The organism is Deminuibacter soli, assembly GCF_003412455.1.
GTDB classification, from domain to species: Bacteria; Bacteroidota; Bacteroidia; order Chitinophagales; family Chitinophagaceae; genus Deminuibacter; species Deminuibacter soli.
Map to the genome: position 1 here is coordinate 222,914 of NZ_QTJU01000001.1, position 26,642 is coordinate 249,555.

The window sequence follows — 26,642 nt, forward strand, 5'->3', positions numbered from 1 at the left end:
CGCCTACATTTTTCCCCTTCAATTTATTGTATGACTGAAAGAGTAAAAGCCACACCGGCAGCCCTTGAACTGATATACAAGCTGCAGCAGCAACACGGCCCCCTGATGTTTCACCAGAGCGGCGGCTGTTGCGACGGATCGCAACCTATGTGTTTCCCGCTGGGTGAATTTAAAACCGGCGGCAGTGATGTATTGCTGGGAGAAATTGCCGGCACCCCGTTTTACATGGGCGCTGATCAATGGGCCTACTGGAAACACACCGAGCTAACCCTTGATGTAACCCCTGGCCGCGGCAGCAGCTTTTCGCTGGAAATACCACTGGGCGTACGTTTCATTATACGATCCCGCGTATTTACCGATGAAGAATTGGCTACCCTTGAAGCAGCAGGGAAAGATTTGTGACGATAGTATACCCTCAGGTTTTACCGGCTGCCTGTTTGCCGGTAATAACTGCATTTTTAATAAACAGTAAAGCCATCAGCGCACCCAGCCATGCCAGTGCTGCCGAAATACGCAGTATAGCAGCATAGGCCGCGATGAACGACTGGTGATAGTATTCCTTTACCGCAGCTTTATCCTGCACCGCATCCGGCACATGCGCATCGCCCAGGCTGCCTGCCTGCGCCATTATCTGTTGTTGTATGTTCCCGTTAATTGAAGTATGCTGCAATTGTTTTTGCAGCGCACCCGAGAAAAACAATACTGCCAGCGCCCCGAAAATGGCATTGGCAAATACGTTTGAAATACGTGTCATTGCATTGTTTACACCAGATGCAGTTCCCGAAAACTGGTCGCTTACCGCCCCCATTACAGCAGCAGTAAGCGGCGCCACTGTAAACGACATGCCCAGGCCAAACACTACAATGCCCGGGAAAAATGTATGCCAGTAAGCTGCATGTCCGCTGGTTTGCCGTACAAATGATAACAGCAGTAAGCCAACACCTGCTGTTGCAGGCCCTGCAACCAGTAACCACTTGGGGCCGTGTTTATCTGCTAGGCTTCCTGCAAAACGTGCAAGCACTACCATGAGTATGGTAAAAGGTAAAAACGTAAGCCCGGACTGCAATTGTGTATAACCCTGCACCTGTACCAGGTTCAGCGAAAGAAACAGCATGCCTGCACCCAACCCTGCATACAGGAAAAAAGTAAGCAGGTTAGCCCCGCTGAAGGTGGCATTTCTAAACAAGTGCAGGGGCATCATGGGATGCCGGCTCTTTTGTTCAATGCGGATAAAGGCAGGAATAAGCAGCACACCTGCGGTTATGGAAACATATACCTGCCAATGCCCCCAGCCCAATGCAGGTACACGTAAAAATCCGAATGTAAGCAATGCCAGTCCGGATGCAATGGCAATAGCACCGGCATAATCCAGCTGATGACTGCTGCCCTCATCCTTTATTTCCTTCACATACTTCCAGAGTATAAACAACGCCACCAGACCGATGGGAATATTGATAAAAAAGATATAACGCCACAAACCCGCATCTCCCAAAGCACCGCCCAGTATAGGCCCGCCAATGGTAACCACTGTGGTAATAGACGACCAGGTGCCGATGGCCTTGCCCCGCTCCTTTTCATTGATGGAAGAAGAAACAAGCGAAAGGCTGCCCGGTATCATAAAGGCGCCGCCAATACCCTGTATAATTCTGCAGATGATTAAGAAATTTACGCCGTGAGACAAGCCGCAGGCTGCAGACCCGATGATAAAAATGCAGATACCTGTCATAAATACTTTCTTCCTGCCCAGCTGATCGCCCATGGAGCCGCCAATCAGGATCAGCGCAGCCAACATCAGCAGGTAAGCATTCAATATCCAGAACAAATCGGCAGCGCTTGCCTGCAAACTTTGCTGCAGTGAAGGCAGCACCACGTTTAATGCAGTACCATCAATAAACGCCATGGCAGAAGCAAGAATAGCCGATACCATAATCCATCTGCCCGCAGCACTGTTGAGTGCTACTGTCTCCATATAGCTGAATTTAAAGATGATGAATGATGTTTTCCACATCGTGAAAACAATCCTTGCTGTTACAATTGTAGTGAAAGATGGTTCGCTGCCCGGCATTTTCGCAAGAACCGGGTTTTCGCTGCTGTTAACTGCAGGTAGCTTTACGGTATTAAATCATTCCACATGCATTATGTAAGTCATCCGGAAATCCTGTATTTCGGCACGCCCGTAGTGTTAATCAGCACCTGCAACAAAGATAATACGTACAATCTTGCACCCATTTCTTCCATTTTCTGGCTGGGGTGGCGATGCATTATCGGTATATCCGCTTTTTCGCAAACCACGCACAATATCAAACGTACCGGTGAATGTGTGTTAAACCTGCCCTCCGTAAACGAGGCTGCAGCTGTTAACCGGCTGGCCAAAACCACCGGCACACCCATTATACCAGCCGGTAAACTGCAAAAAGGTTATCGTTATGAAGCAGATAAATTTGGCCTTGCACAACTCACACCTGTTGCCTCACATACGGTTGCACCACCCAGGGCCATGCAATGCCCGGTGCAAATGGAAGCCTGTGTGGAGGCTATGCACGGGCTTGCAGCAGATGATGCACAGCTCGCCGGTAAAATACTCACTTTTGAACTGCGCATCCGGCGCGTACACCTTGCCGAAGAAATAATGATGAACGGGAATCCCAATCGTGTTGACCCGGGTAAATGGCGCCCGCTGATCATGAGCTTTCAGCAATTGTACGGTTTGGGCGAACAGGTGCATTACTCCACACTCAGCGAAATACCCGAAGCTTTATACCATAGTCCAGATATGGATAAGGACATGCACACCATACAAAAAGTGAACACAACGGCATAAGCTACCGTTTATACAAGGCTTACCCTAGAATAACCAACATAAAATAGCTGTTATAGCAAAACAAACCACTGCTGCAGCACTAAACATAACTACCTTTGCCTCCTCACCTTCCATCGCAAACAAACCAGGACTACTACCTGCATTCGTTTGCACAAATTATTATCCAATGCACACAAAAATCACCACAAGGGAAGAACTGGCCACACTACAGGCAGGAGGCATTATATTCAGGTATCCTTCAAACGGCGACCCTGCTGCAAGTTTCGATGAAAGCAACAAACAAAACATCGATACTTTCAAAATAGAATTTATTCACCCATTCAACAACATGGTAGGACTGGTAATGACAGGTGATTCTAAAGCGCTGCTGGCGCGGGCCGGCGACGTAGGGCATTTATTTATTACAACACCACAGCTGATTACAGAACAGGTATGGTGGGTATAAATTTACTGAACAGGTAAACGCTGCACTTGCATCCGTTTAACAAGACGCACTATCCGCAACCACGCCAGCACGCGTATAGCAAGGTAAACAGGATCTATTTCGTGCCAGCGCCTGCCAAAATTAATGGCAGCAGGATGTTTGTGGTGATTGTTGTGGAATGATTCACCCAGCATCAGCAGGTCTATAAAAAGTATGTTCATAAAAAGGTTGGTAGAAGTATTTTTGAGCCTGAAATTGGCGTATCCGTATTTGTGCGCAAACCAGTTGATGATGGCACCATGTACTGCTCCCATGGCAATAACAACAGGCAGCAGCAGGTATAGCCAGGCGGTATGGGCAAACCAGATAAAGAAACCGGTATACAACATGGCCCACAAAAACCTGGACAAGGCACTATTAGCCCATCGGTCGAACAGCGGCCAATCCGGAAGGTTCTTTTTAAAACGTTCTTCCACCACCACCCGTTGATGCACAATATCGCGGTAAATACGCCGTGTACGCCACATCATGGCAAAAACATTATTCGAAAAAGCAGGCGAATGCGGATCCTTCTCCGTATCGGTATAAGCATGATGCCAGCGATGCATAACGGCATATGCAGCCGGGCTCATATACGAAGAGCCTTGCGTAACGTATGCCAGTACAAAAAAGAAACGCTCCCACCCCTTGCGCATGGCAAAAGCGCCATGTGCGGCATAACGGTGCTGGAAAAACGTTTGTGAAAACAGGGATAAGTACCAGAGAACAATAAAGAAAATCAGGATAACCATAACGTTGTCTTTTAACAGCGATCAAAAGCGCAGCCGGCGATTCGTGGAAAAGACTACGGGATGGAACTACCGCAGCGTATCAAAGAAACCTTCGTTGCACGTGAACTATTTAAAGTTACCCTATCTGTTGTTAAGGGTTACACAACTGCATAATTATGTAAACCAGGGCCATAGTATTGTAAGTTTCCGGGCAGATCAATATAAAACCTGGTCAGCTGTTTAATTAGTCTACCTTTAACGCACAGCCTGTTTACCTGGCGCATCCTTCTTATGTCAATTCATGTTACCATCAAAGAAACCAAGCTTACACCCGATTTTAAAAAGGTGATACCCCGCTTTTTTAATACCGGCAACGAAAGAGCGAAAATCATCATTGCCCGTGTATTACAAATGCCTGGCGATGCTGCAAAAACACTTATACGGCAAATCATCAGCGAGTTTGCACCCAAATACAGGCATATCGAAAGCATCTTTATCAAACACTACGGCATGGTGCAGCACCTGTTATCTCCGGATGAATCATTGCAAATAACCGGCGACAGAAAAGCCCTTATCGGCGCTTATTTCACCATGGAATATGCTATTGAAGCAGCGGCGCTGTTTAACCCGAGTATTGTAACAGATCCCGATCAGTCAAACGCATTACCGGGCGAAAAAAAAGTCATTATCAGTTTTCGGGCAACCGGTGAAAGCCATATTTCTTCCATCGTATTCAGGCATGGTTCACTGTCGGCAGAATGCCACCTCACACTCGATCCGCCGGGAAAGTTTATGAATGAAGGGAGGATAACCAGCATAACACAACCTGACCGCGCAATAGTAGGCAATAAACTATCGCAGCTGCGCATACCGGAAGATATTCACGCACGGATACTGGAGAAGATAGGCGACCCGCTTTCATCGCATGAAATAGATACGTTGCTGAAAGATGCACTGCACGAAAACATGGAACTGGATAAACTGAAAATACGGTACGATATACTGAAAATGGTAAACGCCAGTTACGAGATACAGTTCCCTGCTGCATCAGTACTTTCAGAACGTGTCATTTTCCCCATTACCTATGCAGAAAAAAACGGGATTGAAGACGCAAGATTTGTACGCTTTACAAACGATGATGGCAGCATCATTTACTACGCTACTTATACAGCGTTCGACGGATCTTTTATTATTCCCAAGCTTATCGAAACAAAAGACTTCCTGTGTTTTAAATTCTCCTCCTTACATGGAAAGTTTTCGGTAAATAAAAACCTCGCGCTGTTTCCCAGGAAAATCAACGGGCAGTATGCCATGCTTTCCCGTATTGACGGAGTGAACAATTACCTCATGCTGTCAGACGACCTGTACGTATGGGAGAATGCCGAACTGTTACAACAACCTGAATATCCCTGGGAGTTTGTACAGATAGGCAATGGCGGATCGCCTGTTGAAACGGAAAAAGGATGGCTGATCATTACCCACGGTGTAGGGCCCATGCGCAAATACTGCCTGGGTGCTACGCTGCTCGATTTACAAAATCCGCTGGTACAGCTGGGCCGGCTGCGGCAACCGCTGTTAATGCCGAATGAAAATGAGCAGCATGGGTATGTACCCAACGTGGTGTACTCCTGCGGCTCTATTGTTCATGGCGAATATTTGTTTATGCCTTTTGCAGTATCTGATTATTCTTCCTCATTTGCCAGCATGCCGCTTTCCGCATTACTGGATGAACTGGAAGCCGTGCCTAAGTCTGCCGCCGCTCACTAAGTATTTGCTGATACAATTTCCGGTAGTGCGTAGCCATGCTATGCCTGCTAAACTGTGCCAATGCAGTCCTGTGACAGTTATACCGGTTAATGTGGCTGAGTTTGCCAATTGCAGCAATGGCTTCTTTGTTGTTTGTTACCAGAAAACCGGTTTTACCATGTTTAATCAGTTCTTTCATCGATCCCCTGTTAAAAGCGATCACCGGCGTGCCGCACATCAGCGCTTCGGCAACACTTAACCCAAACGGTTCGTCAAAACTGATAGGGTGCAGCAATGCCATAGCGTGGCCCAACAGGTAATTGCGTTCTTCAGGGCCAACATTGCCCCTGTACACAATATTATGTTGGTCGAGATGCGGTTTAATACGCATTTCAAAATAGTGCTCGTCCTGCACAAGACCGCATATCAGCAGCTTTAGTCCCGTTTGCCTTGCTATTTCAATGGCATCGTGTGCGCCCTTGTGTGGATGTATGCGCCCGAAATACAACAGGTAATTACCCGGTGTTTCTTCAAAACTAAACTGGCGTTCATCAATGCCATTGTATACAGTGTCCAGGTACTGCAGCGAAGAATGCCGGTCGCTGTTGCTGATGGAAACATAATAACCGGCAGCATTGTATTTTTGATATACAGGCAATATGTCAGGCGATGAAAAGCCATGTATGGTTGTTAATAACGGTGTTGAAATAAGTTTGGAATAGGATAATGGAAGAAAATCATAATGATTGTGGATGAGATCAAACGATGCTGCCGTTTCCATAAGATTGGAGATATGCAGGCATTCCCACACTTTCGCATCTTTGGGTTTTTCGGCGAGCGGCGCATCACAAACATAGTTAAGTGCAGCCGCAGTAACCGAATCACCTGTGGCAAACAAGGTCACTTCTTCTCCCTGCTCAACCAGTGTTTCACACAAAACAGAAGCTACCTGCTCCCAGGGGCCATAACGGCGTGGCGGAGTACGCCAGGTAATGGGTGCGAGTATCGCAATTTTCATAACATTTACTCCTGTATATCCTTTAAAGTTTGTACCATTACCAAATGTGAAATCCAGTAGGCAATGGTACTTTCAGCACCCTGGTTACTATTTGCACCATCTGCCTGCAGGCCATCGCAACAACCGCCTGTAGCAGCATCATATAACGGAACGCCCACGGCATTCAACCCCAGGAACCACTGGTAACATTGCTGCATACGGAAAACATACTTTTTATTGCGTGTAATGCGGAAAGCCTGCTGGTACAGCAACACCATCGCCATGGCATCAATGCCCTGCTGGTCAAACACGGAGCATTGTGCACCTTGCCTGTACCATTCTGCGTTGCCAACGGGGTTTAATACGGCATCTTTCAATACAACCGATTCCAGGAAATGCATAGATTCCAGCGCCACGTCGAGGTATTGTTTATTCATGGTTATCTCAAATGCGTTCAGCAATGCAAGCGGTAATATTGCATTGTCGTAAGTGAGTATATTGTCAAACCAGTTCCACCCGTCAAGTTGATTTGCCGTGTACCCGTGCAGCAATTTATTGGCCAGCTGTACTACGGCTTCTTCCTTTCTGTCGTCAGGATAAGTGGCCTTAATATACTGGCAGGTACCGATAATACTGTTGGCAATTCCCCTCAGCGAAACAAGTTCGTCTACGTGTTTAAAGGCTTTTGCAAATATCTCCCTGCCGGTTTTCACCAGCAGCCGGTTATGCCCTTCGTTAATCAGGTAACCAAGCGCCAGCATGGTTCGGCCATAAGCATCTTCTGAACCATATACCTCAGCGCAGCTTTTGGTGTAACTCATAAAGTTTTTGAAATAGCCATCATCGGTTTGCATGTAATGAATAAAGCTGAGGTAAACCGGCATCAAACCATGCGCCACCGGGTCTTTTTCATGCCTGCAGGCGAATACAGTTAACAGCAATGCACGGGCATTGTCATCTATGCAATAACCTTCTTTCCGGTTGGGCATATTGTGCAGCGCATGCTGTATAATACCTGTATTGTCAGTAAGGTTAACGATGTGATCCCAGTTAACAGCAGGCATACCTTCAGCCGCAAAAATATCCGGCTGGCTGAATGCCTGCTTTTGCCTGAGTAGCCTGGGATTGGCCATAACAGGCGTTGTTCGTTTAGTCATATTAATAGGTAGCATTGTCGGGCAATTGTTTAAAAATGCCAATATCTTCGCGCAGTATGCTAGAGAATAGTTTCACGTGTTTACGCGCCACTGTTTTCCAGATGGTATTTCTTGTTTTAAGAAAGGCCTGGTTGCCCATCTCTTTACGCACAGCATCGTTGCTGAGCAGGTAAACGGCATTTTTGACCATTTCACTGGTATTGCCCAGCTCAATAATAATTCCTGTTTCCTTGTTCAGCATTTCACGCGCCAGTACAAATGAATTTGAAATAATTGCACAGCCCGCACTCATGGCATATAAAAATGTACCGCTCACAGCCTGGTTGGGGTCTTTGGAAGTAAACAGGTAAATATCTGTCAGCACAAGGTATTCCATCAGCTCACGCGTAGGCAGGTATTCATTAATCAGCTGCACGTGTTTTGTTAAACCGGCTGCCTGTATGCTGCGCTGCAGCTGTTTACGGTAGGCTTCTCCCTCACTGGCCAGTAAATTCGGATGCGTGTTTCCAAGCACCAGGTAACGTGCATTGGGAAATTGCCGCACAATCTCCGTCATGGCCTGTATACCTGTTTCAATGCCTTTGTTGGGACTTAGCAATCCAAATGTGGTAAGTATCAGGTTGGCAGACAGGTGATACTTTTCTTTCAGTTCACTGGCATCAGCAGTGTCAATCAAATGTGTACCGTGCGGTATAATGGCAATTTTATGCAGGGCAACCTGGTACACATCATTTAACAGCAATGCCGAATGCTTTGTCATTACTATTACCTTTTCTGCAAGCAGTGCAATATCCTGCACTATCTTCAGCCGTTTAAGTTCGGGTGCAGGCAATACAGTATGAAAACGGATCACAAAAGGTTTCTCAATCAGCGCCAGAAAACCCAGCAGGTAGTCGCCCATATCGCCGCCATATAAACCAAATTCATGCTCAAAGCACAATAATCTGATGGAATTGTCGCGGTTAATCAATTCAGCTGCCTCCATACAGGCCTGCAAACTACTGCTGTCTATCAGTCGTACCACAGGCCACTCATATAACCCGGCATGCGCAGTTTTATCCAGTGCATACACCAGCACTTCTGCTTCCTTTGCCAGCTCTGGCTGTAAGGCATTCAGCAAATCGCCCGCAAAACTGGCAATGCCACATTTTCTCGGCGGGAATGTGCTGATCAGCAGAATTTTAAATTTGTCATCCATAATTGTTCATCCTCACTTTTTTACGCACACGAAAACAATACCCGGAGGTTCAGTTTTTTCAGCAAAACACAACAGCGCTGCAATGCAACAATTAACCGAAAGCAGTAAGAAGTGCAGTTAACAGAAAAGAAAAGCTTTGAGGGAATATGACAAGTGCAGTGTAAGAATGGATAAATAAACCTGACGATTGATCAGCAAATGTGTTATTGATAAACCTTTCAAAGCCTTATAAAGTTAACCAATTTATCTGACCAGCCAAATAAAAGCTGTATTGCACCTCACAACACTCCGGTTTATTATTTCACCGATGATAAACAGGTATTCGGAGGTGAACAGAATTATTAGTCCACTAAATTAGAGGACTAATAAGATTATTTTATAGATTTGCGCGCAATGCATTCGCTGCTGCCGTAGAAAAAATCAACTGAACCAAATACCAAATTACTAAAGGCAATGAAACCAACACTGCTTACCGGCCTCCTCATGCTTATGCTGCAGGGATGGCTGAGCGCGCAATCAATTACCGTAACCGGCATTATAACCGACACACTGCACAAACCCATCAGCGGGGTAACCGTTAAAGCCGGTCGCCACAGCACCCTTTCACAGGAAAACGGCACGTACAGCATCGCAATAGAACCGGGCACAAAAACAATCAGCTTTTCGGCACTGGGCTATCCGCAAACTATTTTACCTGTAACCGGCCCCACGCTAGATGCAACACTGCACAGCGCAGACAATGTGCTGAATGATGTGGTGGTAGTGGGTTACGGCACGCAGAAAAGAAACCAGGTAATCGGCTCCGTGGCCCAATTACAAGGCAGTGAGCTTAGTAAAAGAACCTCACCGCAATTAACGCAATCCATCACAGGGCAGCTGCCCGGCATCACGGTAATACAACGCTCAGGGCAGCCAGGTGCAGTGGGCGCCAGTATACAGATAAGAGGCGTGGGCTCCTTCGGCGCCGGCACCGACCCGTTGATTGTGGTAGATGGTATCCTCGTTACCTCGCTCAACAACATCGACCCGAATGATGTGGAAACCTTTTCTGTTTTGAAAGATGCATCATCTGCTGCTATTTACGGCGCACGCGCAGCCAGCGGCGTTATTTTAATCACTACCAAAACAGGCAGGTCAGGCAAGTTCCGTATTGCATACAATGGCTACGCAGGTTTGCAAAAGCCCACCAAACTGCCCAGCTATGCCGGTTCTGCCGAGTATGCCACACTGATTAATGAAGCACAGCCAGGCTCTTACACCGATGCCCAGGTACAAAAATTCCGCGATGGCACCGATCCCGACAATTACCCCAACACCAACTGGTTTGATGCCACGTTAAAAAGCAGCGCTGTACAAACAGGGCACAATCTCAGTATTACCAACGGCAACGAACGTTCACAATACCTGCTCTCGCTCGGTTATTTAAACCAGGGCGGCATTATTGCCAAAAACAACCTGCAGCGTTATAATGCACGGTTCAATCTCACCAGTAACCTCTCCCGCAACCTGAAGCTTACCACCCGTTTTGCGGCCATACAGAGTTACGACAATGAGCCTTCCACTCCGGGTGGTATGGATTACAGCACTACACAGGATATTATTGGCCAGGTAGTACGGTACAGCCCAAACTATGTAATCAGGAAAAGCGACGGCAGCTATGGCACAGGTATTAACAATACCGGTACACCAGCCTCGGCACTGGAAAGCGCCTCATTTTACAAAGACAAAAGCACCAATCTTGAATCAAGTCTGCGACTGGAATGGACCATACTCGACGGACTTAAATTCACTGCGCTGGCCAGCTATTCTCAGGTAAATGAAAGAACCACCTTATTCAGGGCAACACAGAAATTAACACCCACCATCACCGATCAGCCTTCCAGCTTAACCGAAGGTTTTTACAACAACAATTACAAAACCCTGCAAACCTTTGCAGAATATCACAAACAGGTACGCCGGCACGAGTTCACCATACTTGCAGGTCATTCGTACGAAAGCGCGTATAACGAAACCAACACCTCGTTCCGCAGCAACCTGCCCGGTAACGATATCACGGTAATTGATGCGGGTGATGCCAGCACCCAATCCAATACCGGCAATGCTGCCGAATGGGCAATTGATTCTTACTTCGGGCGATTGCAATACAACTTCGCCCACAAATATTTAATTGAAGGTGTAGCCCGGCGCGATGGTTCATCCCGCTTTCCATCTACACAGAAATATGGCACCTTCCCTTCTGTGGCAGCAGGCTGGCGCATTAGCGAAGAACGTTTTTTAAAGAACCGGTTTTCCTGGCTCGATGAACTGAAACTGAAAGCATCTTATGGCACACTGGGCAACCAGAATATCGGCAACTATCCATACCAGCGCTTGCTGGCCACCGGCCACAATTATTCTTTCGGAAACACCATTGCAACCGGTGTTGGTCTCGATACTTTAACCGATAGCCAGCTGCATTGGGAAAGCACCCGCACAAAAGACGTTGGCATCGAAGTAAGCCTCTGGAAACAATTCCTGTCGTTCACCGCCACTTACTTCGACAAGTATACGTACGATATCCTGGTAAGCCCGTCTTCCAGCGTATCCAGTGTAATAGGGCTCGCACCCGGTGTACAAAACTCGGGCAAGCTTAGCAACAAGGGCTGGGAGTTTACGGTGAATCACCGCAACACGCTCGGTAAATTTTCTTATACTGTTGGCGTTAATTTCTCTATCATCAACAATAAAGTGCTCGACCTCGGTGTGGGTAATGTAAAACAACCCAACGGACTTGTAGGCAATGGCACCAACCTGTTTATCGGGCACCCGATGAATGTATATTATGGTTATGTGGCAGACAAATTGTATGCGAACGCAGCAGATGTTACCGCTTATACAGCCTCAGCCAATCAAAGCGCAGTAAACCCAAAACCGCAGCCGGGTGACATACGCTACAAAGACATCAGCGGCCCGGGCGGCAAACCCGATGGCGTGGTGAACGCAGCTTACGACCGGCAGGTACTGGGCAGCACCATTCCGCACTACACCTATGGTATCAATCTCGGTGCACGTTACAGTGATTTTGATTTCTCTGTGTTATTGCAGGGTGTAAGCGGTGTAAGCGGCTATCTCAATAACTATGCAGGCTGGGCATTTTACAATACTGCAGGCATACAGCGCTGGCAGGCAGATGGCAGGTGGTCTCCCGCAAACCCCAATCCCAATGCAGCTTATCCGCGCCTGGAGTTAATTACCAACCAGGGTACACCCAATACAGCCACCTCTTCGTTCTGGGTAGTCAATGGCGCCTACCTGCGCGTGAAAAGTATTCAGCTGGGTTACAGCCTGCCTGCTTCCATCGCCAGATCGCTGGGTATTGAAGGGGCACGGTTTAATCTCGCAGCAGAAAACCTGTTCACCTTTAGTCATTACCGTGAAGGCTGGGATCCCGAAGTTAATTCCAGCGGCGCTTACTATCCCATCCTGGCCAACTATACGCTGGGTGTTAACGTGAATTTTTAATCCTCAAACAAAGTAGTTTATGCAAGCACTGTTTTATATACGCCGGGGCATGCTGGCCGCAGCAACAAGCCTGCTGCTGTTCTCCTGCCGCAAAGACCTCGACAAAACGCCTCTCAGTAATTTCTCGAATGATAATTTCTGGACCAGTCAAAGCAATGCCCTCCTGGCTTTAACAGGTGTATACCGCGGCAATATCCAGATGATTAATGCCGGTGAATTTTCTGCAACAGACTGGTGGTCGTACCACGGCCTGCTGTTCCTGGAGTTTGCCAGTGACAATGCCTATGACCGCAGGGGCGAGAACTCCGGCTTCAACACGCTCACCAATGGCACGCTCACCAATAGCAATACCTATATCAGCAATTACTGGAACCTCAGCTACGCACGCATTGCACGCTGCAACTTTTTCCTGGAGAATGTATCCAAAGTACCGGCAGACAGTGCTTTTATAAAACGCATTGCCGCTGAAGCCCGCTTTATACGTGCCACACAATACTTTTATCTTTCGCAGTATTTTGGAGATGCACCGCTGGTAACAAAAGTGCTTACCGCAGCTGAAGCCAATACCGTAACCAAGGCTACCAGGCAACAACTCGCTGCATTTGTAGCAACCGAACTCACTGCCTGCGTAAACGACCTGCCCCGGTTTGGTGCACTTACGGCTGCAGAAAAAGGACGCGCAAGCAAACAGGCGGCGCTGGCCTTTCTTGGCCGCATGCAATTGTCGCAGGGAGAATATGCCAATGCAGCCGATACCTATCAAACGCTTATCAATTACAACGACAATACCATTGATCCCGATTTCAGCAGCCTGTTCGATGGCACCAATGAAAGCAGCAAGGAAATCATCTTTGCTACGCAATATGTGAAAGACCTTGCCCCCAATGGCATGCAGCTGCACGATTACCCGGCCACCAGCGGCGGCTATCATATATTCTGTCCGCTGGGCAGCCTCGTAGAATCATTCGAGTTTAAAGACGGCACCCCTTTTTCTTATACAGATGCACGGTACAATGCCAATGATCTTGCACAAAACAGGGACCCGAGGCTGGCCTATACCGTGCTGTACAACGGTGAAAGCTTTGCAGGGCTGCCCTACACCACACATCCGGATTCAACGGCATCGGCAGACCAGCTTACCTTAACCAAACAGGCTACCCGTACCGGTTACGGCATGCGTAAGTTTAATAACCCATCGTATTACGGCAGCGCCTTATCCAACTCGGGCATTGATTTGCCTATTGTGCGTTATGCAGAAATATTGCTTAGCTTGCTGGAGGCAAAACTGGAAAACGGAGATGCGATTACACAATCATTACTCGATGCAACCATCAACAAAGTGCGTGGCAGAACATCTGTAGGTATGCCGCCGGTAACAGAAACTGACCCTGCTGCACTACGCGTAATAGTACGCCGCGAACGAAGAAACGAACTGGCATTTGAAGGATTGCGCCTGTGGGATTTGCTGCGCTGGAAAACAGCGGCGCAGGCGTTGAACGGTGATTTTTACGGAGCGCCTTATCCCGGTGCAAAAAATCTTCGTAAAAAAGGAACTGCCACCGATCCATTCGGCCGCTGGTATGTTACTACCAAAACATTCAGGGCAGGTACCGATGAAAAATGGCCCGTTCCGTTAACTGAAGTAAGTATCAATCCCAATCTGAAATAATTCCTGTAATGAAAAAACACACGCTTGCAATCGGCGCCTTTTTATGCCTGGGTTTTACAGCCTGCAGCCAGCAAAAGCCCAATATTGTTTTTATTTATGCAGACGACCTTGGTTATGGCGACCTCGGCTGTTATGGCGCCACACAGGTGCATACGCCCAACATTGACCGCCTCAGCAAAAACGGGCTGCGCTTTACCAATGCACACGCCAGCTCTGCTACCTGCACGCCTTCCCGTTATTCCATTTTAACAGGCCAGTATGCCTGGCGAAAGGCAGGTACCGGCATTGCGCCCGGTGATGCAGCTGCATTAATAAAACCCAACCGCACTACCTGGCCTTCTGTTTTAAAACAGGCAGGTTATACCACCGCAGCCATTGGCAAATGGCATCTTGGTTTGGGCGAAGATGGGAAAGGGCCAGACTGGAACAACGAGATAAAACCAGGGCCGCTGGAAATAGGATTTGATTATGCCTATTACATGCCCGCCACTTTAGACAGGGTGCCCTGCGTGTATGTAGAGAATCACCGCGTGGTTAACCTTGACCCGGCAGATCCCATCACAGTAAGTTATAAAAATCCCATTGGCGACTGGCCTACCGGTAAAGACCATCCTGAGTTGCTGAAAATGCAATCATCACCCGGCCATGGTCACAACCAGACCATTGTAAACGGCATTGGCCGTATTGGTTATATGACCGGCGGCAAAGCTGCTTTGTGGAATGATGAAACGATTGCCGACACACTGGTTGCCAAAACGCAAAACTTTATACGCCTGCACAGCAGCCAACCCTTCTTTGTATACCTGGCAACCGGCGATATTCATGTGCCGCGCGATCCCAATAACCGTTTTAAAAACAAGAGCGGGCTGGGCGCCAGGGGCGATGCTATTCTGCAGCTGGACTGGACAGTGGGCGAAGTGCTCAAAACGCTGGACAGTTTGCAGTTAACACAGAATACCATTATTATTGTTACCAGCGACAACGGCCCTGTGGTAGACGATGGTTACCAGGATGGCTCTGTAGAAAACCTCGGCACACACAAACCCGCCGGTGAACTGCGCGGCGGCAAATACAGCGCTTTTGATGCAGGCACACGTGTTCCGTTTATTGTGCATTGGCCCAGGCAGGTTAAGCCAGGTGTATCCGCTGCATTGATCAGCCAGATAGATTTACCCATCTCTTTTACATCGTTTACACACCAATCGATACCCGCAGGCGAAATGCCCGATGGCTTTGACATGACGAATGTATTGCTCGGCCGCTCACAAAAGGGCCGCACCAGCGTTATTGAACACGCAGGCACACTCGCGATTATTGAAGGCGACTGGAAATACATTAAACCAGGCAAAGGCCCGCGTATCAACAAGCTGGTAAACATTGAGCTGGGCAACGATGAACAGCCGCAGCTGTATAACCTGAAAACAGATATCCGTGAGCAGCACAATGTAGCGGCACAACATCCTGACATCACAGCAAAACTTGCAGCCAGCCTGCAACGCATAGAGGAATCAGCCAGTGAAAGAAATATCGCTTCTTCAAAATAACTATATGATCAACACATTGCTTCGCGGTACAACATTCATCATCAGCAGCCTGCTGCTCACCGCAGCAGCAGTTGCGCAGCAACGGCCCAATATCATTTTCATTTTATCAGATGATCATGCCTATCAAAGTATAAGTGCGTATGGCAGCAAACTGGCACAAACACCCAATATCGATCGCATTGCCAGAGAAGGCGCGGTGTTTACGCACGCCATGATCACCAATGCCATTTGCGGACCAAGCAGGGCTACCCTGTTAACCGGCAAATACAGTCATGTAAACGGCTACAAGCTCAACGAAAAAGTATTCGATGGCAACCAGCCCACCTTCCCGAAACTGTTGCAGCAAAACGGTTACCAAACCGCCTGGATCGGGAAATGGCATTTAGGCAGCTTGCCGCAGGGTTTTGATTTCTTCTCTATTCTTAAAGGACAGGGAGAATACTACAACCCCAACTTTATTACCAGTCACGACACTACCGTACATCCCGGTTATGTTACAGACCTCATCACACAGTTCTCTCAAAACTGGCTGACCCGGCGGGACACCAGCAAACCTTTCTTCCTGGTAGTGGGCGAAAAAGCCACGCACCGCGAGTGGTTGCCCGATATACAGGATCTTGGCGCATACGATTCCATTGACTTTCCGCTGCCCGCCACATTTAATGACGATTACAATGACCGCCTCGCAGCACGCGACCAGGACATGACGATCGCCAAAACCATGCGTTTGAAAGAAGACCTGAAGGTGCATGCAGACTATGAGAAAAGCGGCACCTATAACCGTTTTACACCTGAACAGAAAAAGGCGTTTTATGAGTACTATGAAAACAAAGTGAGCAAAGATTTTGATGCACAACATTTAAGCGGTGCAGCACTCACCAAATGGAAATACGAGCGCTACCTGAAAGATTACCTGGCCACAGCCCGCTCGCTTGACCGCAATATCGGCCGCCTGCTCGACTACCTTGACCAGACCGGTTTATCACGCAATACAATTGTTGTATACGCATCTGACCAGGGTTTCTACATGGGAGAGCATGGCTGGTTCGACAAACGTTTTATGTATGAAGAATCACTGAAAACCCCTTTTGTAATGCGGTATCCCGACGTAATAAAACCGGGCACTACAGTTAACCAGTTTACATTGAACATCGACTGGGCGCCTACCTTCCTGGATGCAGCCGGTGTTAAAGCGCCAGCTGATATGCAGGGCGAATCGTTTTTACCGTTGCTGAAAAAAACAGCCGGTTCCACACCATGGCGTAAGGATATTTATTACCACTACTACGAGTTTCCTGAGCCGCACCATGTATACCCGCACTTTGGTATACGCACGGAACAATACAAGCTCATCCGTTTTTATGGCGGAGACGATTCATGGGAACTGTACGATGTAAACAAAGACCCGCTGGAAGTGCATAACCTGTACAAACAAAAAGCAGGTTCGAAGATAGTAACCGGTTTAAAAGCCAGGCTGCGTGCATTGATTATACAATACAAAGACAACGAAGCACTGCAGCTGCTGGATGCGGCAAAATAGAAACCGGGGTGTAGCAGGCAATTGCTACACCCCGTTTTAAAAATCTTCCACACTCCAGATATCCACCTTGGTGATTTTTCCGCGAAGTTGTATCAATCCAAGATCAGTTGTTACCAGTTCATGTGCAGGATCAACCTGCTGTAACAGGAAATCAGACACCAGGAATTTCTTTCCGTAGTAATTACATACCCCTTGTATACGTGCGGCTGTATTGAGTGTGTCGCCATGATAAGCAATATCACGCTTAACATCACCGATTTCAACAGCGGTAACTACACCCATGTGCGCACCGGCCTTGAATTGCGGCAGAAAACCATATTGCTCGGCATAGTATTGCCCGCGATGGTAAAACTGTTTTTCACAGGCAAAGAAAAAACGGATACAGGCAAAATCTTTTAATCCATCACGTACGTTCCACATCACCACTATCTCATCGCCCACATATTGATATACCTGCACATTAAAGGCCGCCAGCACCTGGTTAATATCACTGAAGCTGTCGCGGATAAAAGCGCTGTACTGCAAGTGCCCCAGTTTTTCTGCAATGGAAGTCGAGGACTTCAGATCCATAAACAGGAAAATACGTTCTTCTTCACGCGGGTTGCGGTATTTGCCCAGTAACAATGGAATAAGAATGCCCGGACCATATTTTTTATTTACCTGGTTGATAAAATTGATGACGAGTGTCATTACAAAATAATAGAGCAGCAACACGTAAAAGAAATATTCCCACGAGCGCCCGTTCATGGTAAAATCCATCTTATAGGAAGGCGTAGCAATAATGGCATTAAAAAATACAAAACGGATTAAGGCAACAAGCCCGGTAAGTACTAAAAAAGAAATACTTGTCTTGAGCAGAATGATGCGACCAAGGGGCTGTTTTTTAAATATATTCCGGTCGAGAAAGTTATCGGTTAAACCGAGGCAAATGCCATATAAAACACCCAATATAACAGCGAGGAATATAATGGGGCCAAGCCTGCTTAAGCGCTCCAGCTTAAAGGCAGCACCGATTGACAACGCCTGTAGATGCATCAAAATACCAAGAAAAATATTCGCCATAATCCAGAAATTGATCTGGATCATTACATAACTCAGCACCGGGAATCTTGCAGAGACCCTTTGGGCAATAGCAGTATAATCGAAAGTTCTGGACATCATATACAATAAGCCAACATATATCTCCAAAGCTAACAGTAACAGATGGCTTTTGTTTTATATAAATCTGTTTTTCTCAACTTCAATCCCCGACTGTACAGCCATATTCCGCTTTCTTCGCATTTTTAGTTGTGCGCAATTTTTCCCTTCGTAAATTGGCATATCATGAAAAACTTCCTCCGCCTCAGCCAACTGCTTATGCTAACCTTCCTGCTTCAAACAGGCATTGCCCAGCGCAAACCCAATATCGTTCTTATTATGGCCGATGATATGGGCTATTCAGACATTGGCTGTTATGGGAGTGAAATTCCTACACCCAACCTTGATAAGCTGGCCGGCAAAGGCATCCGGTTCAGGCATTTTTATAACAATGCACGCTGCTGCCCAACCAGGGCAACATTAATGACCGGTTTGTTTCCACACCAGACAGGTATTGGCCACATGACAGAAGAACCAGCTGATCCAAACGGTGAAAACTGGGGCACGCCCGGCTACCAGGGTTATCTCAACCGGAACTGCGTAACCTTGGCCGAAGTATTAGGCGCCAATGGGTATCATACTTACATGAGTGGCAAATGGCATCTTGGTATGCATGGCGAACAGAAATGGCCACTGCAGCGCGGCTTTGAACGTTATTATGGTATACTCGCCGGAGCCGCCAGTTACTTCAGGCCACAGGGAGGCCGTGGACTTACTTATAACAATACGCAATTGCCCGCACCGCAAGGTGACTATTATACCACTGATGCATTCACCGATTCTGCTATTAGCTTTGTAAATGCACAGCATGACAGTCGCCCTTTCTTTTTGTATCTCGCATACAATGCACCACACTGGCCGCTGCAGGCCAAAGCCGGGGATATCAAAAAATTTGAAGGCGTGTATGCAAAAGGATGGGATGCAATTCGCCGGGAAAGATATGCCCGCCAGCTTCAATCAGGCATAGTTGACCGCAATACCCCACTCTCGCAACGTGATACAGCTGTAAGGCCATGGACAGATCTATCAGCGCAGGAGCAGAAAGACGTGGCTTACAGGATGGCAGTATATGCAGCGCAGGTAAGTTGTATAGATCAGAATATAGGCAAACTGGTAACAGCACTGGAAAAGAAGGGTGAGCTCGACAATACCATCATCGTATTCCTGAGCGATAATGGTGCCTGCCCTGAGCCCTATAAAGAACTCGGTGGTGGTACTATGGCTGATATCAACAACCCCGAATTATCTGGTGCCATATCATATGGCATGGGTTGGGCCAATGCATCTAATACGCCCTACCGCAAATGGAAAAGAGAAACAGAAGAAGGCGGTATTGCAGCCCCCTTTATTATTTCGTGGCCCAAAGGCATTGCCCGAAACCAGCAATCAAAAATTATTGATGCGCCCTGTTACCTAATTGATGTAATGCCCACGTTCCTTGAACTGAGTAATACTGCTTATCCCAAAACTTACAAAAACAACATTATCTACCAGCTGGAAGGAACAAGCATTGCAGCTGTTTGTACAGGCCGGTCATTTACGGCACATCCCTGCCTGTACTGGGAGCATGAAGGTAACCGGGCTATCCGCAAGGGCAACTGGAAAGCAGTAAAAGACGGGAAAAGCGCCTGGGCTTTGTATAACCTCAGCAACGACCCGACAGAAGAAAAAAATGTTGCAGCAAATTAACCCTGCCCTGTGCAAGGCATTAATTGCGGAGTGGGAAGTCTGGGCCAAAAGTCATTTTGTACTACCGAAGAGAAAAAACGAGGATACAGTTGAACAATAATATTTGTCAAAATTACTATCCTGTTCCTTGTGGTTGTGTAAAACGCAACAGCTTATTTATCTGAATGTGCCAACGTTATAAAACGGTATAACTTATACTTAAACAACAGTAATTTTAGAGTGTGTTTCCTGTTACTGAAGTTGTACTGGTAAAATTTAAACAGTTCCTGAAACACTACTGAATCCCTGAATCGCTTCAATTCACTTACAGGATGAGGTGATGCTTTTATATTATTGAAGAACAGGTCTGTTACATGGTTGATATAATAGTAGCTCAGGTTTTTCCAGGTTCGCTGATCAATGGCAGCATTTACCCGTTTCTGAATTTCAATCCGTTTTTCATAGTGTTTGATGAAATTCTCACCCAGGTTCTTTTTATAACGCTGCGTTGTATACGATGCAGGGTTCACATGCTGTGTGTAAATCACTTTATTAATCATCCTGTTTTCAGGAAAATAAGAAAACACTTCAAAATTAAACAAGGTGTCTTCCCCCCAGGTAATGTCTGTTGAAAATTGAATGTTATGCTTTTTCAGAAAGGCCAGCTTGTGCAGTCTGCGTACTACATACCAAAAGAATGGAAGGCAATCTACATTGGAAAAATAGGCAGCGATATCGGCATGTGACAGCGTATCTGTTTTGTAATCAGGAAAATTCTCTACCTTATCATCACCAAACTGCCGCCTGAATTTAAAAGTAAGTACATCTGCAGCATTGTCTGCCAGTGCATCGGCTATTGTATTGAGGCACCCGGGATCAACGGCATCATCACTGTCAACAAACAATACATAATCGCCTGTAGCCAGCTGCAGACCCATGTTTCTTGCATTGGAAACACCCTGGTTAGGGATACTCCGGTATACGATCCGGTTGTCTGCCGCGGCAAATTCTTCGCAAATCCCGGGACTTCTATCCGTCGATCCGTCATTGATGAGCACTACTTCCAGGTTACTGTATGGCTGGTCAAGAATACTGCGCAGGCATTGTGCGATGTAAATTTCAGTATTATACACCGGGATGATAATCGAAATTTTATAGGGCAAAGCTTTATATTTAAAAAATTAATAATTAAGGATTGTATTATTTTTTTAATACGACAGTAAGATGCTTAACTATTAGGGGCAAGCTAATCCAAAAATTATTGCTTCAATGTTATTATGCGATGAACGACAATCGCATTAGCCATTTACGCAAAGCCGCATCAATTTAAGGCACAGCAAAATCAATACCGGGAAACGCTGCAATACTTACGCAATACAGGTTTTTGCACATCAACAAAGGCAGTTTGCTTCATTTGCAAAACAGCCACGCGTACACATCTGTAATAAAAGAAGCTGCCTCAACAATAGTAAGACAGCTTCTTTTATTAGCATAACGGTTTACCGGCAACTGGTAATAATAGCGTGGTACGAAATAAAAATGGCAGAATGAAAAATCATCCTGCCATAAAAATTATTGTGTTTTTTCCGGTGTTTTACTTACCAGAATGAGCCAACGTAATAAAATGATAGAGTTTATACCTGAACAAAAGCAATTTTAAAGCATGTTTCTTATTGGTAAAGTCATAATTATAAAATTTAAATAACTGCCGGAATACGATAGAATCCCTGAACCGTTTTAACTCGGTAACCGGGTTGGGAGAAGCTTTTATGTTGTTGAAGAATAAATTCATTACATGGTTAATGTAATAATAGCTCAGGTTTTTCCAGGTTTTATGGTCGATGGCAGCGCTTACTCTTTTTTGAATCTCGATTCTTTTTTCGTAGTGCTTAATGAAATTTTCCGTGAGATTTTTTTTGTAGCGCTGCGAAGTGTAGGATGTGGGGTTTACATTCTGGGTATAAATTACCTTATTGCTCAACCTGCTTTCCGGGAAATAGGAAAATACTTCAAAGTTGAACAGGGTGTCTTCTCCCCAGGTGATCTCCGTTGAAAAGGCAAGATGATGTTTTTGCAGAAATGCCAGTCTGTATAATCGCCTGAAAGGATACCAGAAAAATGGCAGATAATCCACGCTGGAAAAATAGGCAGCGATATCGGCACGGGATAAAACGCCCTTTTTATAGTCGGAGAAAGTCTCCATTTTCTCCGCGGAAAAATAACGCCGGAACTGGAAGGTAATTACATCTGCAGGATTGGCTGCCAATTCTGCTGTGATACTATTAAAACACTGCGGCTCTAACGCATCATCGCTATCCACAAACAGCAAATAGTCGCCGGTGGCTAGCTGCAGACCAATATTCCTGGCATTGGAAACGCCCTGGTTCTCGATGCTCCGGTATACGATCCGGTTGTCTGACGCTGCAAATTTTTCGCAGATTTGCGCACTGCCGTCGGTTGAGCCATCATTAATCAGCAGTATTTCCAGGTTATCATACTGCTGGTCAAGGATACTCTGTAAACACTGGCCAATGTAATTTTCCGTGTTATACACCGGGATGATGATAGAAATTTTATACCCCAAAGCTTTATGTTTTAAAGTTTAAAAATTGGGACTACAATTTTTCTATATGGCTGGCAATGCAAAAGCTAAAAGTACGCTCATCGCAAAAGTCTTGTGGGAATGCTCGGAAAGGAGGGTTGATCAAATCTCATATCAGTCTAGATATGAAATTACATTTGAATTTAATAAAAAAATTTCAGATGACTTTATTTATCAGGAAATATTATAGAATATATTACATTTTAATTAATGTAATATATTTATAGGAGGCTTATATTTTTATTCATTTAAGTTAATGTAACTATCTATAGCCTATTCTCCATTTCGTGTTGTCCTATTTGGGGGCAACACAAAATCAGGCAACAAATAAGAGAAGAACAATTATGCAGAATAATTATTTCCCAATACAAAAAGTAAAGAATGCAATATACAAAGGCGTTTGGAAGATTGGGCAACAAATGGGCAACATGAAAAATTAAACAAGTGAAAGAAAGAACAAAATGTTTTTGAAATTAAAAAACAGAAACTGTTTGATATAAACCTCGTTGCCCTGCTTTAGCAAATGTATTTAATTTCTGATACTCAGGCAATGCCTTGCAATAATATTTATCATAAGGCTTTGCATAGCCTTCATTGATCATCGTTTCGTTTAAGCAACTTCCATCAGGTAATAAAACATAAGCCAAGGTTCGTCCATAAAAATCAAAACTGTGTTGCCTCTCCATCACTAAAGTTATTGAAGTACCTACCGGAGCAATTGAAGAAAGATATTGTTTTGATGCCTGCCCTAATTCCAAAAGCAATTGCCCAGGTAAATGCGTTTCTCTTTCGTCTTGTTTCAACTTTCTTGATCTTCTTACTTCTGGTGCATCTATGCCAAGAAAGCGAATTTCTGTTTCATTCCTGCCGAACATATCAGCCACAAATAAGCCATCGCCATCAACAATTTTCGTGATTGTGAGGTGTGTTCTAATTATAGCCTGCCCGAGTGCTTTGATTTGCACTTGTTTACGTTGTTTATGATACTGTAAATCAATGTATTGTAGTGTAAATTTGAGAAGAAAAATTTGATTTACAAACACTTTAAATTCTATAAAAAATGGCAAAGCAAACAGGTTTAGTACGTTACTCTGGAACAATGGGCGGCGTAAGACATTTTAAAATTAAGGGCTTGTCCGGTGACTTCGCCGGTATGGTTGGCGGTCCTTCAGGTGATCAGATTTTAACTGCTCCTGAATTTGAAAGAACCCGTGAAAACATGAACGAGTTTGGCGGCTGCGCATCAGCCGGAAAATCTATTCGTACAGGTTTAAGCCAGGTGATTAAACAAATGAGTGATCCGCAAATGACGGGAAGACTTACTGGTGTTTTGAAAAAAATCAACCTGGAAGACCAAACAGAAGCAAGGGGTTACCGTGCTATTTTGATTTCCCAGGAAAAACAGTATTTGATTGGATTTCCATTTGATAAAAACATCAGTCTTGAAGGTGTGTTCACCGCTCCTTATACATTAAGCAACACTGTTGCCCGTGATGCAGGTACATTAACTGTTCCAGCTTTCAACCCGGCAAACCTCGTGAATGCTCCAGCTGGTTCAACTCATTTTCGTTTATTGGTTGCGTTAGCTTGTGTTTCTGATTTTGCTTACAACGACCAAACCGGAACTTATGAACCAATTGACACAGCAAACAATGAGCTTTCAAATGTTGCTTATTCAGGTTACCTCGATTTGACTGCAGCTATTGCAACGTCAACTGTAGTAACTGCAACATTGCCTGGTTCTCCTACTATTACTGCTGATGCAAGTGTTTTATTCTGTATTGGTATTGAGTTCTACCAGCAAGTAGGTGCTAATTATTACCTGTTCAATTCAGGTAATGCATTAAAAGTTGCGGATATTTTCTAAGCGATAAATATTACGACCAGAAACAGCCTTGCATTCTTGCAGGGCTTTTTTATTGCTATCTGTTTGCGCTTTTTTCTAATGTGGTGCTTCATGGTGCTTTTATGCTGGAGTTAAGGTCGGCTTATGGTCGAAACAGAGGCAAGCCTGGGTAAAGTCAATATGAAAGTGCAAAGCCCCTAAAAGGGCAATGCACTAAGCTGACGACGACCGGATGGCGAACAATGAAGATACCAACCAGTGGAACCAACTGCGAAAACCCGAGTGCCACGATAGCGATAATAAACAGAACGCCTGCCCAGATGCTTACCAAAAACCCATGATGGCATAGATGGAACAGGACTAAACTGCAAGCTGAATGGACAAACTGCCAAACAACGACTGGTAATAATGCGAAGCTGCTTTTGCATAACTATGATTTTTATAAGCATCTCTCAGCGAAGGCAGATAAAAAACCAAAAGGAAACGGAATAAAAGATGGCTTTGTGTGGAGGGTCTTGTGTTTATGCCGTAGTCTTTTGGTTTTTTTAGTCGGGTCAGTGCGGTGGCTGCCGCAGCTAACTTTGCTTAATAAAAAACATATCCGCAAAAGCATTGTCGTTGTACAGTTGTTGTAGTTAGGTAAAAAGCAGCCGTTACCGACTGCTTTCATTATTTAGTACTCCTTCGGCAGCATCAGGCAGCCATCAACTAACCAAATAGTGGCAAGGTCATATGGAAAATCGCTAAAGGATATTTCCTGGCTTGTAACCTTGTTGTGGTTTCCATCGGTACAAAGAATTGAAAATTTGTTATCCTGCTCCCGTTTCAGATCCCATACTTGGAAAGGTTCTTTCTTTACTCTGTCATTTACCTGATGGCTAATAATTAAATCAATCAACCAGTAAGCTTCGCAATCTTCAGCCATTTGCTTTACTCCATCTGTGTAAACAGTTTTAGCAATGTTGTGACGGTAGAAATTTTCTGAACCGTTGCTGCATCCGAAGTAGTGATTTGCATTTTTCATTGTAATAAAATTTAATTTTTAAAAGAAAAAAGAGAAAAAAAGAAAGCATCTACATCAGGCGGCGTGGCTGGCTGCAAAGAAGCAACGCAATAAAAGATGGCTTTGTGCGGTGGGCTTTGTGTTTATGGCGGAATTTCTTTGCAGACAGAAGGCGAGGCTGCGGTAGCCGCCTAACTTGCTGCGCTTTTTTTCAAAAAAATTCCAGCTTTTTGATCTTTTTCGGATTTCTTCAATATTTATAATAAAAAGAATATACAATGATTAAAACGTACAAAAAACATCAAATCATGGAACCACTAATAAGTGGCTATCCACACATTTTTGAAGAATTAAAAAATCAAATGATTACAGACATCGAACAAGGATACCAGATTAAGATTGTTACGCAATTGGAAGGATTTCCAATCGAAGATGTAGCTATGCTTAATACAGCCGAAGAAGTTGAAAATTGGTTTGAGCCGCATTTAAGTTGAAATGTATTCCCTGTGCGTTGGCAAGAAAGGTAAAAGCGCCTGCGGCTAAAAAGAAGCGTAGCTGTGTGGCACACTTGTCCACACTGTAGCCAGGGGGCGTGCCGCCATAAGCCAATGGAGAGAGGTACGAACGGAATTGGCTGCGTGCGCCTGCCACAGTGCTGACTAAAAAGCCGTGCAACGGCGATAGGCAGCAACAGTGAGACGCAAGGGTTTGGCGTGTGTTTTTGTATCCTATTAAGCTTTGTGTGTAAGGACAAAAACCATGACAAACCCGTAGCTGTGGCAGGCAGCAAGGCACGCCAAATTATGGGCAGCGGGTGGACTGAATGCGACTGAAGTGAATGGAGGACGTAGTGTAGCGGAATGGAACCCAGTGAGTATTGTAGCGATGGCTTGCGAAAAGGCATGTGCATCACTTGTGCTTTGCTTTGTGTGTTGATGGTGTGCCATGCCTTGCAGCAAATAGCCAGGCTGCGAACGTGGTGTAATGTAGCGGAACGAAGGACAAAATGAACGAAGTGG

The 26,642-nt window shown here is 45.6% G+C and carries 21 protein-coding genes; 11 read left to right on the forward strand and 10 right to left on the reverse strand.

The features are described from left to right. Window positions 1-30: 30 nt before the first annotated feature. On the forward strand, window positions 31-402 hold the full coding sequence (locus DXN05_RS00805) for a DUF779 domain-containing protein (protein ID WP_116845317.1): 372 nt from the start codon (window positions 31-33) through the stop codon (window positions 400-402). Window positions 403-415: 13 nt separating this feature from the next. Here the strand turns inward: DXN05_RS00805 and DXN05_RS00810 are convergent, their stop codons facing one another. Then, a complete protein-coding gene (locus tag DXN05_RS00810; protein ID WP_116846339.1) occupies window positions 416-1,969 on the reverse strand; it encodes an MFS transporter in 1,554 nt (517 codons plus the stop codon). Window positions 1,970-2,131: 162 nt separating this feature from the next. Between DXN05_RS00810 and DXN05_RS00815 the strand changes: the two genes are divergently transcribed. Continuing rightward, the gene (locus tag DXN05_RS00815) at window positions 2,132-2,821 is read left to right on the forward strand and encodes a flavin reductase family protein (RefSeq protein WP_116845318.1); all 690 of its coding nucleotides are present in this window, start codon (window positions 2,132-2,134) and stop codon (window positions 2,819-2,821) included. Window positions 2,822-2,987: 166 nt separating this feature from the next. Further along, window positions 2,988-3,266 (forward strand): hypothetical protein, encoded by a 279-nt coding sequence (locus DXN05_RS00820; protein WP_116845319.1) that lies wholly within the window; start codon window positions 2,988-2,990, stop codon window positions 3,264-3,266. A gap of 2 nt (window positions 3,267-3,268) precedes the next feature. On the opposite strand, the gene DXN05_RS00825 is transcribed toward DXN05_RS00820, so the two are convergent. Beyond that, window positions 3,269-4,036: an acyl-CoA desaturase gene (locus DXN05_RS00825; RefSeq protein ID WP_116845320.1), complete on the reverse strand. Its 768-nt coding sequence runs from the start codon at window positions 4,034-4,036 to the stop codon at window positions 3,269-3,271. A gap of 270 nt (window positions 4,037-4,306) precedes the next feature. Between DXN05_RS00825 and DXN05_RS00830 the strand changes: the two genes are divergently transcribed. Beyond that, complete coding sequence (locus DXN05_RS00830; RefSeq protein WP_116845321.1) at window positions 4,307-5,782, forward strand: glycoside hydrolase family 130 protein; 1,476 nt, start codon at window positions 4,307-4,309, stop codon at window positions 5,780-5,782. On the opposite strand, the gene DXN05_RS00835 is transcribed toward DXN05_RS00830, so the two are convergent. The 3 genes from DXN05_RS00835 to DXN05_RS00845 are packed head-to-tail and all read right to left on the reverse strand — an operon-like array spanning window position 5,760 to window position 9,113. Further along, window positions 5,760-6,779, reverse strand: coding sequence for a glycosyltransferase family 4 protein (locus tag DXN05_RS00835; RefSeq protein WP_116845322.1), 1,020 nt, complete (start codon window positions 6,777-6,779; stop codon window positions 5,760-5,762). The genes DXN05_RS00830 and DXN05_RS00835 overlap by 23 nt on opposite strands. Before the next feature lie 5 nt (window positions 6,780-6,784). After that, on the reverse strand, window positions 6,785-7,915 hold the full coding sequence (locus tag DXN05_RS00840; protein WP_245975082.1) for a glycosyltransferase: 1,131 nt from the start codon (window positions 7,913-7,915) through the stop codon (window positions 6,785-6,787). A 1-nt stretch (window position 7,916) separates the two neighbouring features. Continuing rightward, window positions 7,917-9,113, reverse strand: coding sequence for a glycosyltransferase (locus DXN05_RS00845; protein ID WP_116845323.1), 1,197 nt, complete (start codon window positions 9,111-9,113; stop codon window positions 7,917-7,919). Between the two features lie 453 nt (window positions 9,114-9,566). On the opposite strand from DXN05_RS00845, the gene DXN05_RS00850 reads away from it, so the two are divergent. The 4 genes from DXN05_RS00850 to DXN05_RS00865 are packed head-to-tail and all read left to right on the forward strand — an operon-like array spanning window position 9,567 to window position 17,367. Further along, the gene (locus DXN05_RS00850) at window positions 9,567-12,614 is read left to right on the forward strand and encodes a SusC/RagA family TonB-linked outer membrane protein (RefSeq protein WP_245975083.1); all 3,048 of its coding nucleotides are present in this window, start codon (window positions 9,567-9,569) and stop codon (window positions 12,612-12,614) included. Between the two features lie 19 nt (window positions 12,615-12,633). Next, on the forward strand, window positions 12,634-14,283 hold the full coding sequence (locus DXN05_RS00855) for a RagB/SusD family nutrient uptake outer membrane protein (RefSeq protein ID WP_116845324.1): 1,650 nt from the start codon (window positions 12,634-12,636) through the stop codon (window positions 14,281-14,283). A gap of 8 nt (window positions 14,284-14,291) precedes the next feature. Then, window positions 14,292-15,827 carry a sulfatase family protein gene (locus DXN05_RS00860; protein ID WP_116845325.1) on the forward strand — a complete coding sequence of 512 codons (1,536 nt, stop codon included), beginning with the start codon at window positions 14,292-14,294 and terminating at the stop codon, window positions 15,825-15,827. Window positions 15,828-15,831: 4 nt separating this feature from the next. Next, the gene (locus tag DXN05_RS00865; protein WP_116845326.1) at window positions 15,832-17,367 is read left to right on the forward strand and encodes a sulfatase family protein; all 1,536 of its coding nucleotides are present in this window, start codon (window positions 15,832-15,834) and stop codon (window positions 17,365-17,367) included. 36 nt (window positions 17,368-17,403) lie between these two features. Here DXN05_RS00865 and DXN05_RS00870 read toward each other — a convergent pair whose 3' ends face one another. Next, window positions 17,404-18,528, reverse strand: a complete 1,125-nt coding sequence (locus DXN05_RS00870; protein WP_147313802.1) for an adenylate/guanylate cyclase domain-containing protein — start codon at window positions 18,526-18,528, stop codon at window positions 17,404-17,406. 162 nt (window positions 18,529-18,690) lie between these two features. On the opposite strand from DXN05_RS00870, the gene DXN05_RS00875 reads away from it, so the two are divergent. Further along, window positions 18,691-20,193, forward strand: coding sequence for an arylsulfatase (locus tag DXN05_RS00875; protein ID WP_211329950.1), 1,503 nt, complete (start codon window positions 18,691-18,693; stop codon window positions 20,191-20,193). Window positions 20,194-20,345: 152 nt separating this feature from the next. On the opposite strand, the gene DXN05_RS00880 is transcribed toward DXN05_RS00875, so the two are convergent. The 3 genes from DXN05_RS00880 to DXN05_RS00890 all read right to left on the reverse strand — a co-directional run bounded on the left by DXN05_RS00880 (window position 20,346) and on the right by DXN05_RS00890 (window position 23,841). Beyond that, window positions 20,346-21,335 carry a glycosyltransferase family 2 protein gene (locus DXN05_RS00880; RefSeq protein WP_116845328.1) on the reverse strand — a complete coding sequence of 330 codons (990 nt, stop codon included), beginning with the start codon at window positions 21,333-21,335 and terminating at the stop codon, window positions 20,346-20,348. Between the two features lie 431 nt (window positions 21,336-21,766). Further along, window positions 21,767-22,756, reverse strand: a complete 990-nt coding sequence (locus DXN05_RS00885; RefSeq protein ID WP_116845329.1) for a glycosyltransferase family 2 protein — start codon at window positions 22,754-22,756, stop codon at window positions 21,767-21,769. A gap of 491 nt (window positions 22,757-23,247) precedes the next feature. Beyond that, the gene (locus tag DXN05_RS00890; RefSeq protein WP_116845330.1) at window positions 23,248-23,841 is read right to left on the reverse strand and encodes a thermonuclease family protein; all 594 of its coding nucleotides are present in this window, start codon (window positions 23,839-23,841) and stop codon (window positions 23,248-23,250) included. Between DXN05_RS00890 and DXN05_RS00895 the strand changes: the two genes are divergently transcribed. After that, complete coding sequence (locus tag DXN05_RS00895; RefSeq protein WP_116845331.1) at window positions 23,835-24,641, forward strand: hypothetical protein; 807 nt, start codon at window positions 23,835-23,837, stop codon at window positions 24,639-24,641. The genes DXN05_RS00890 and DXN05_RS00895 overlap by 7 nt on opposite strands. Window positions 24,642-25,293: 652 nt before the next feature. Here DXN05_RS00895 and DXN05_RS00900 read toward each other — a convergent pair. Continuing rightward, window positions 25,294-25,644: a DUF6876 family protein gene (locus DXN05_RS00900; RefSeq protein WP_116845332.1), complete on the reverse strand. Its 351-nt coding sequence runs from the start codon at window positions 25,642-25,644 to the stop codon at window positions 25,294-25,296. Window positions 25,645-25,931: 287 nt separating this feature from the next. Between DXN05_RS00900 and DXN05_RS00905 the strand changes: the two genes are divergently transcribed. Further along, window positions 25,932-26,117 carry a hypothetical protein gene (locus tag DXN05_RS00905; RefSeq protein ID WP_147313803.1) on the forward strand — a complete coding sequence of 62 codons (186 nt, stop codon included), beginning with the start codon at window positions 25,932-25,934 and terminating at the stop codon, window positions 26,115-26,117. The last annotated feature ends 525 nt before the right edge of the window (window positions 26,118-26,642 follow it).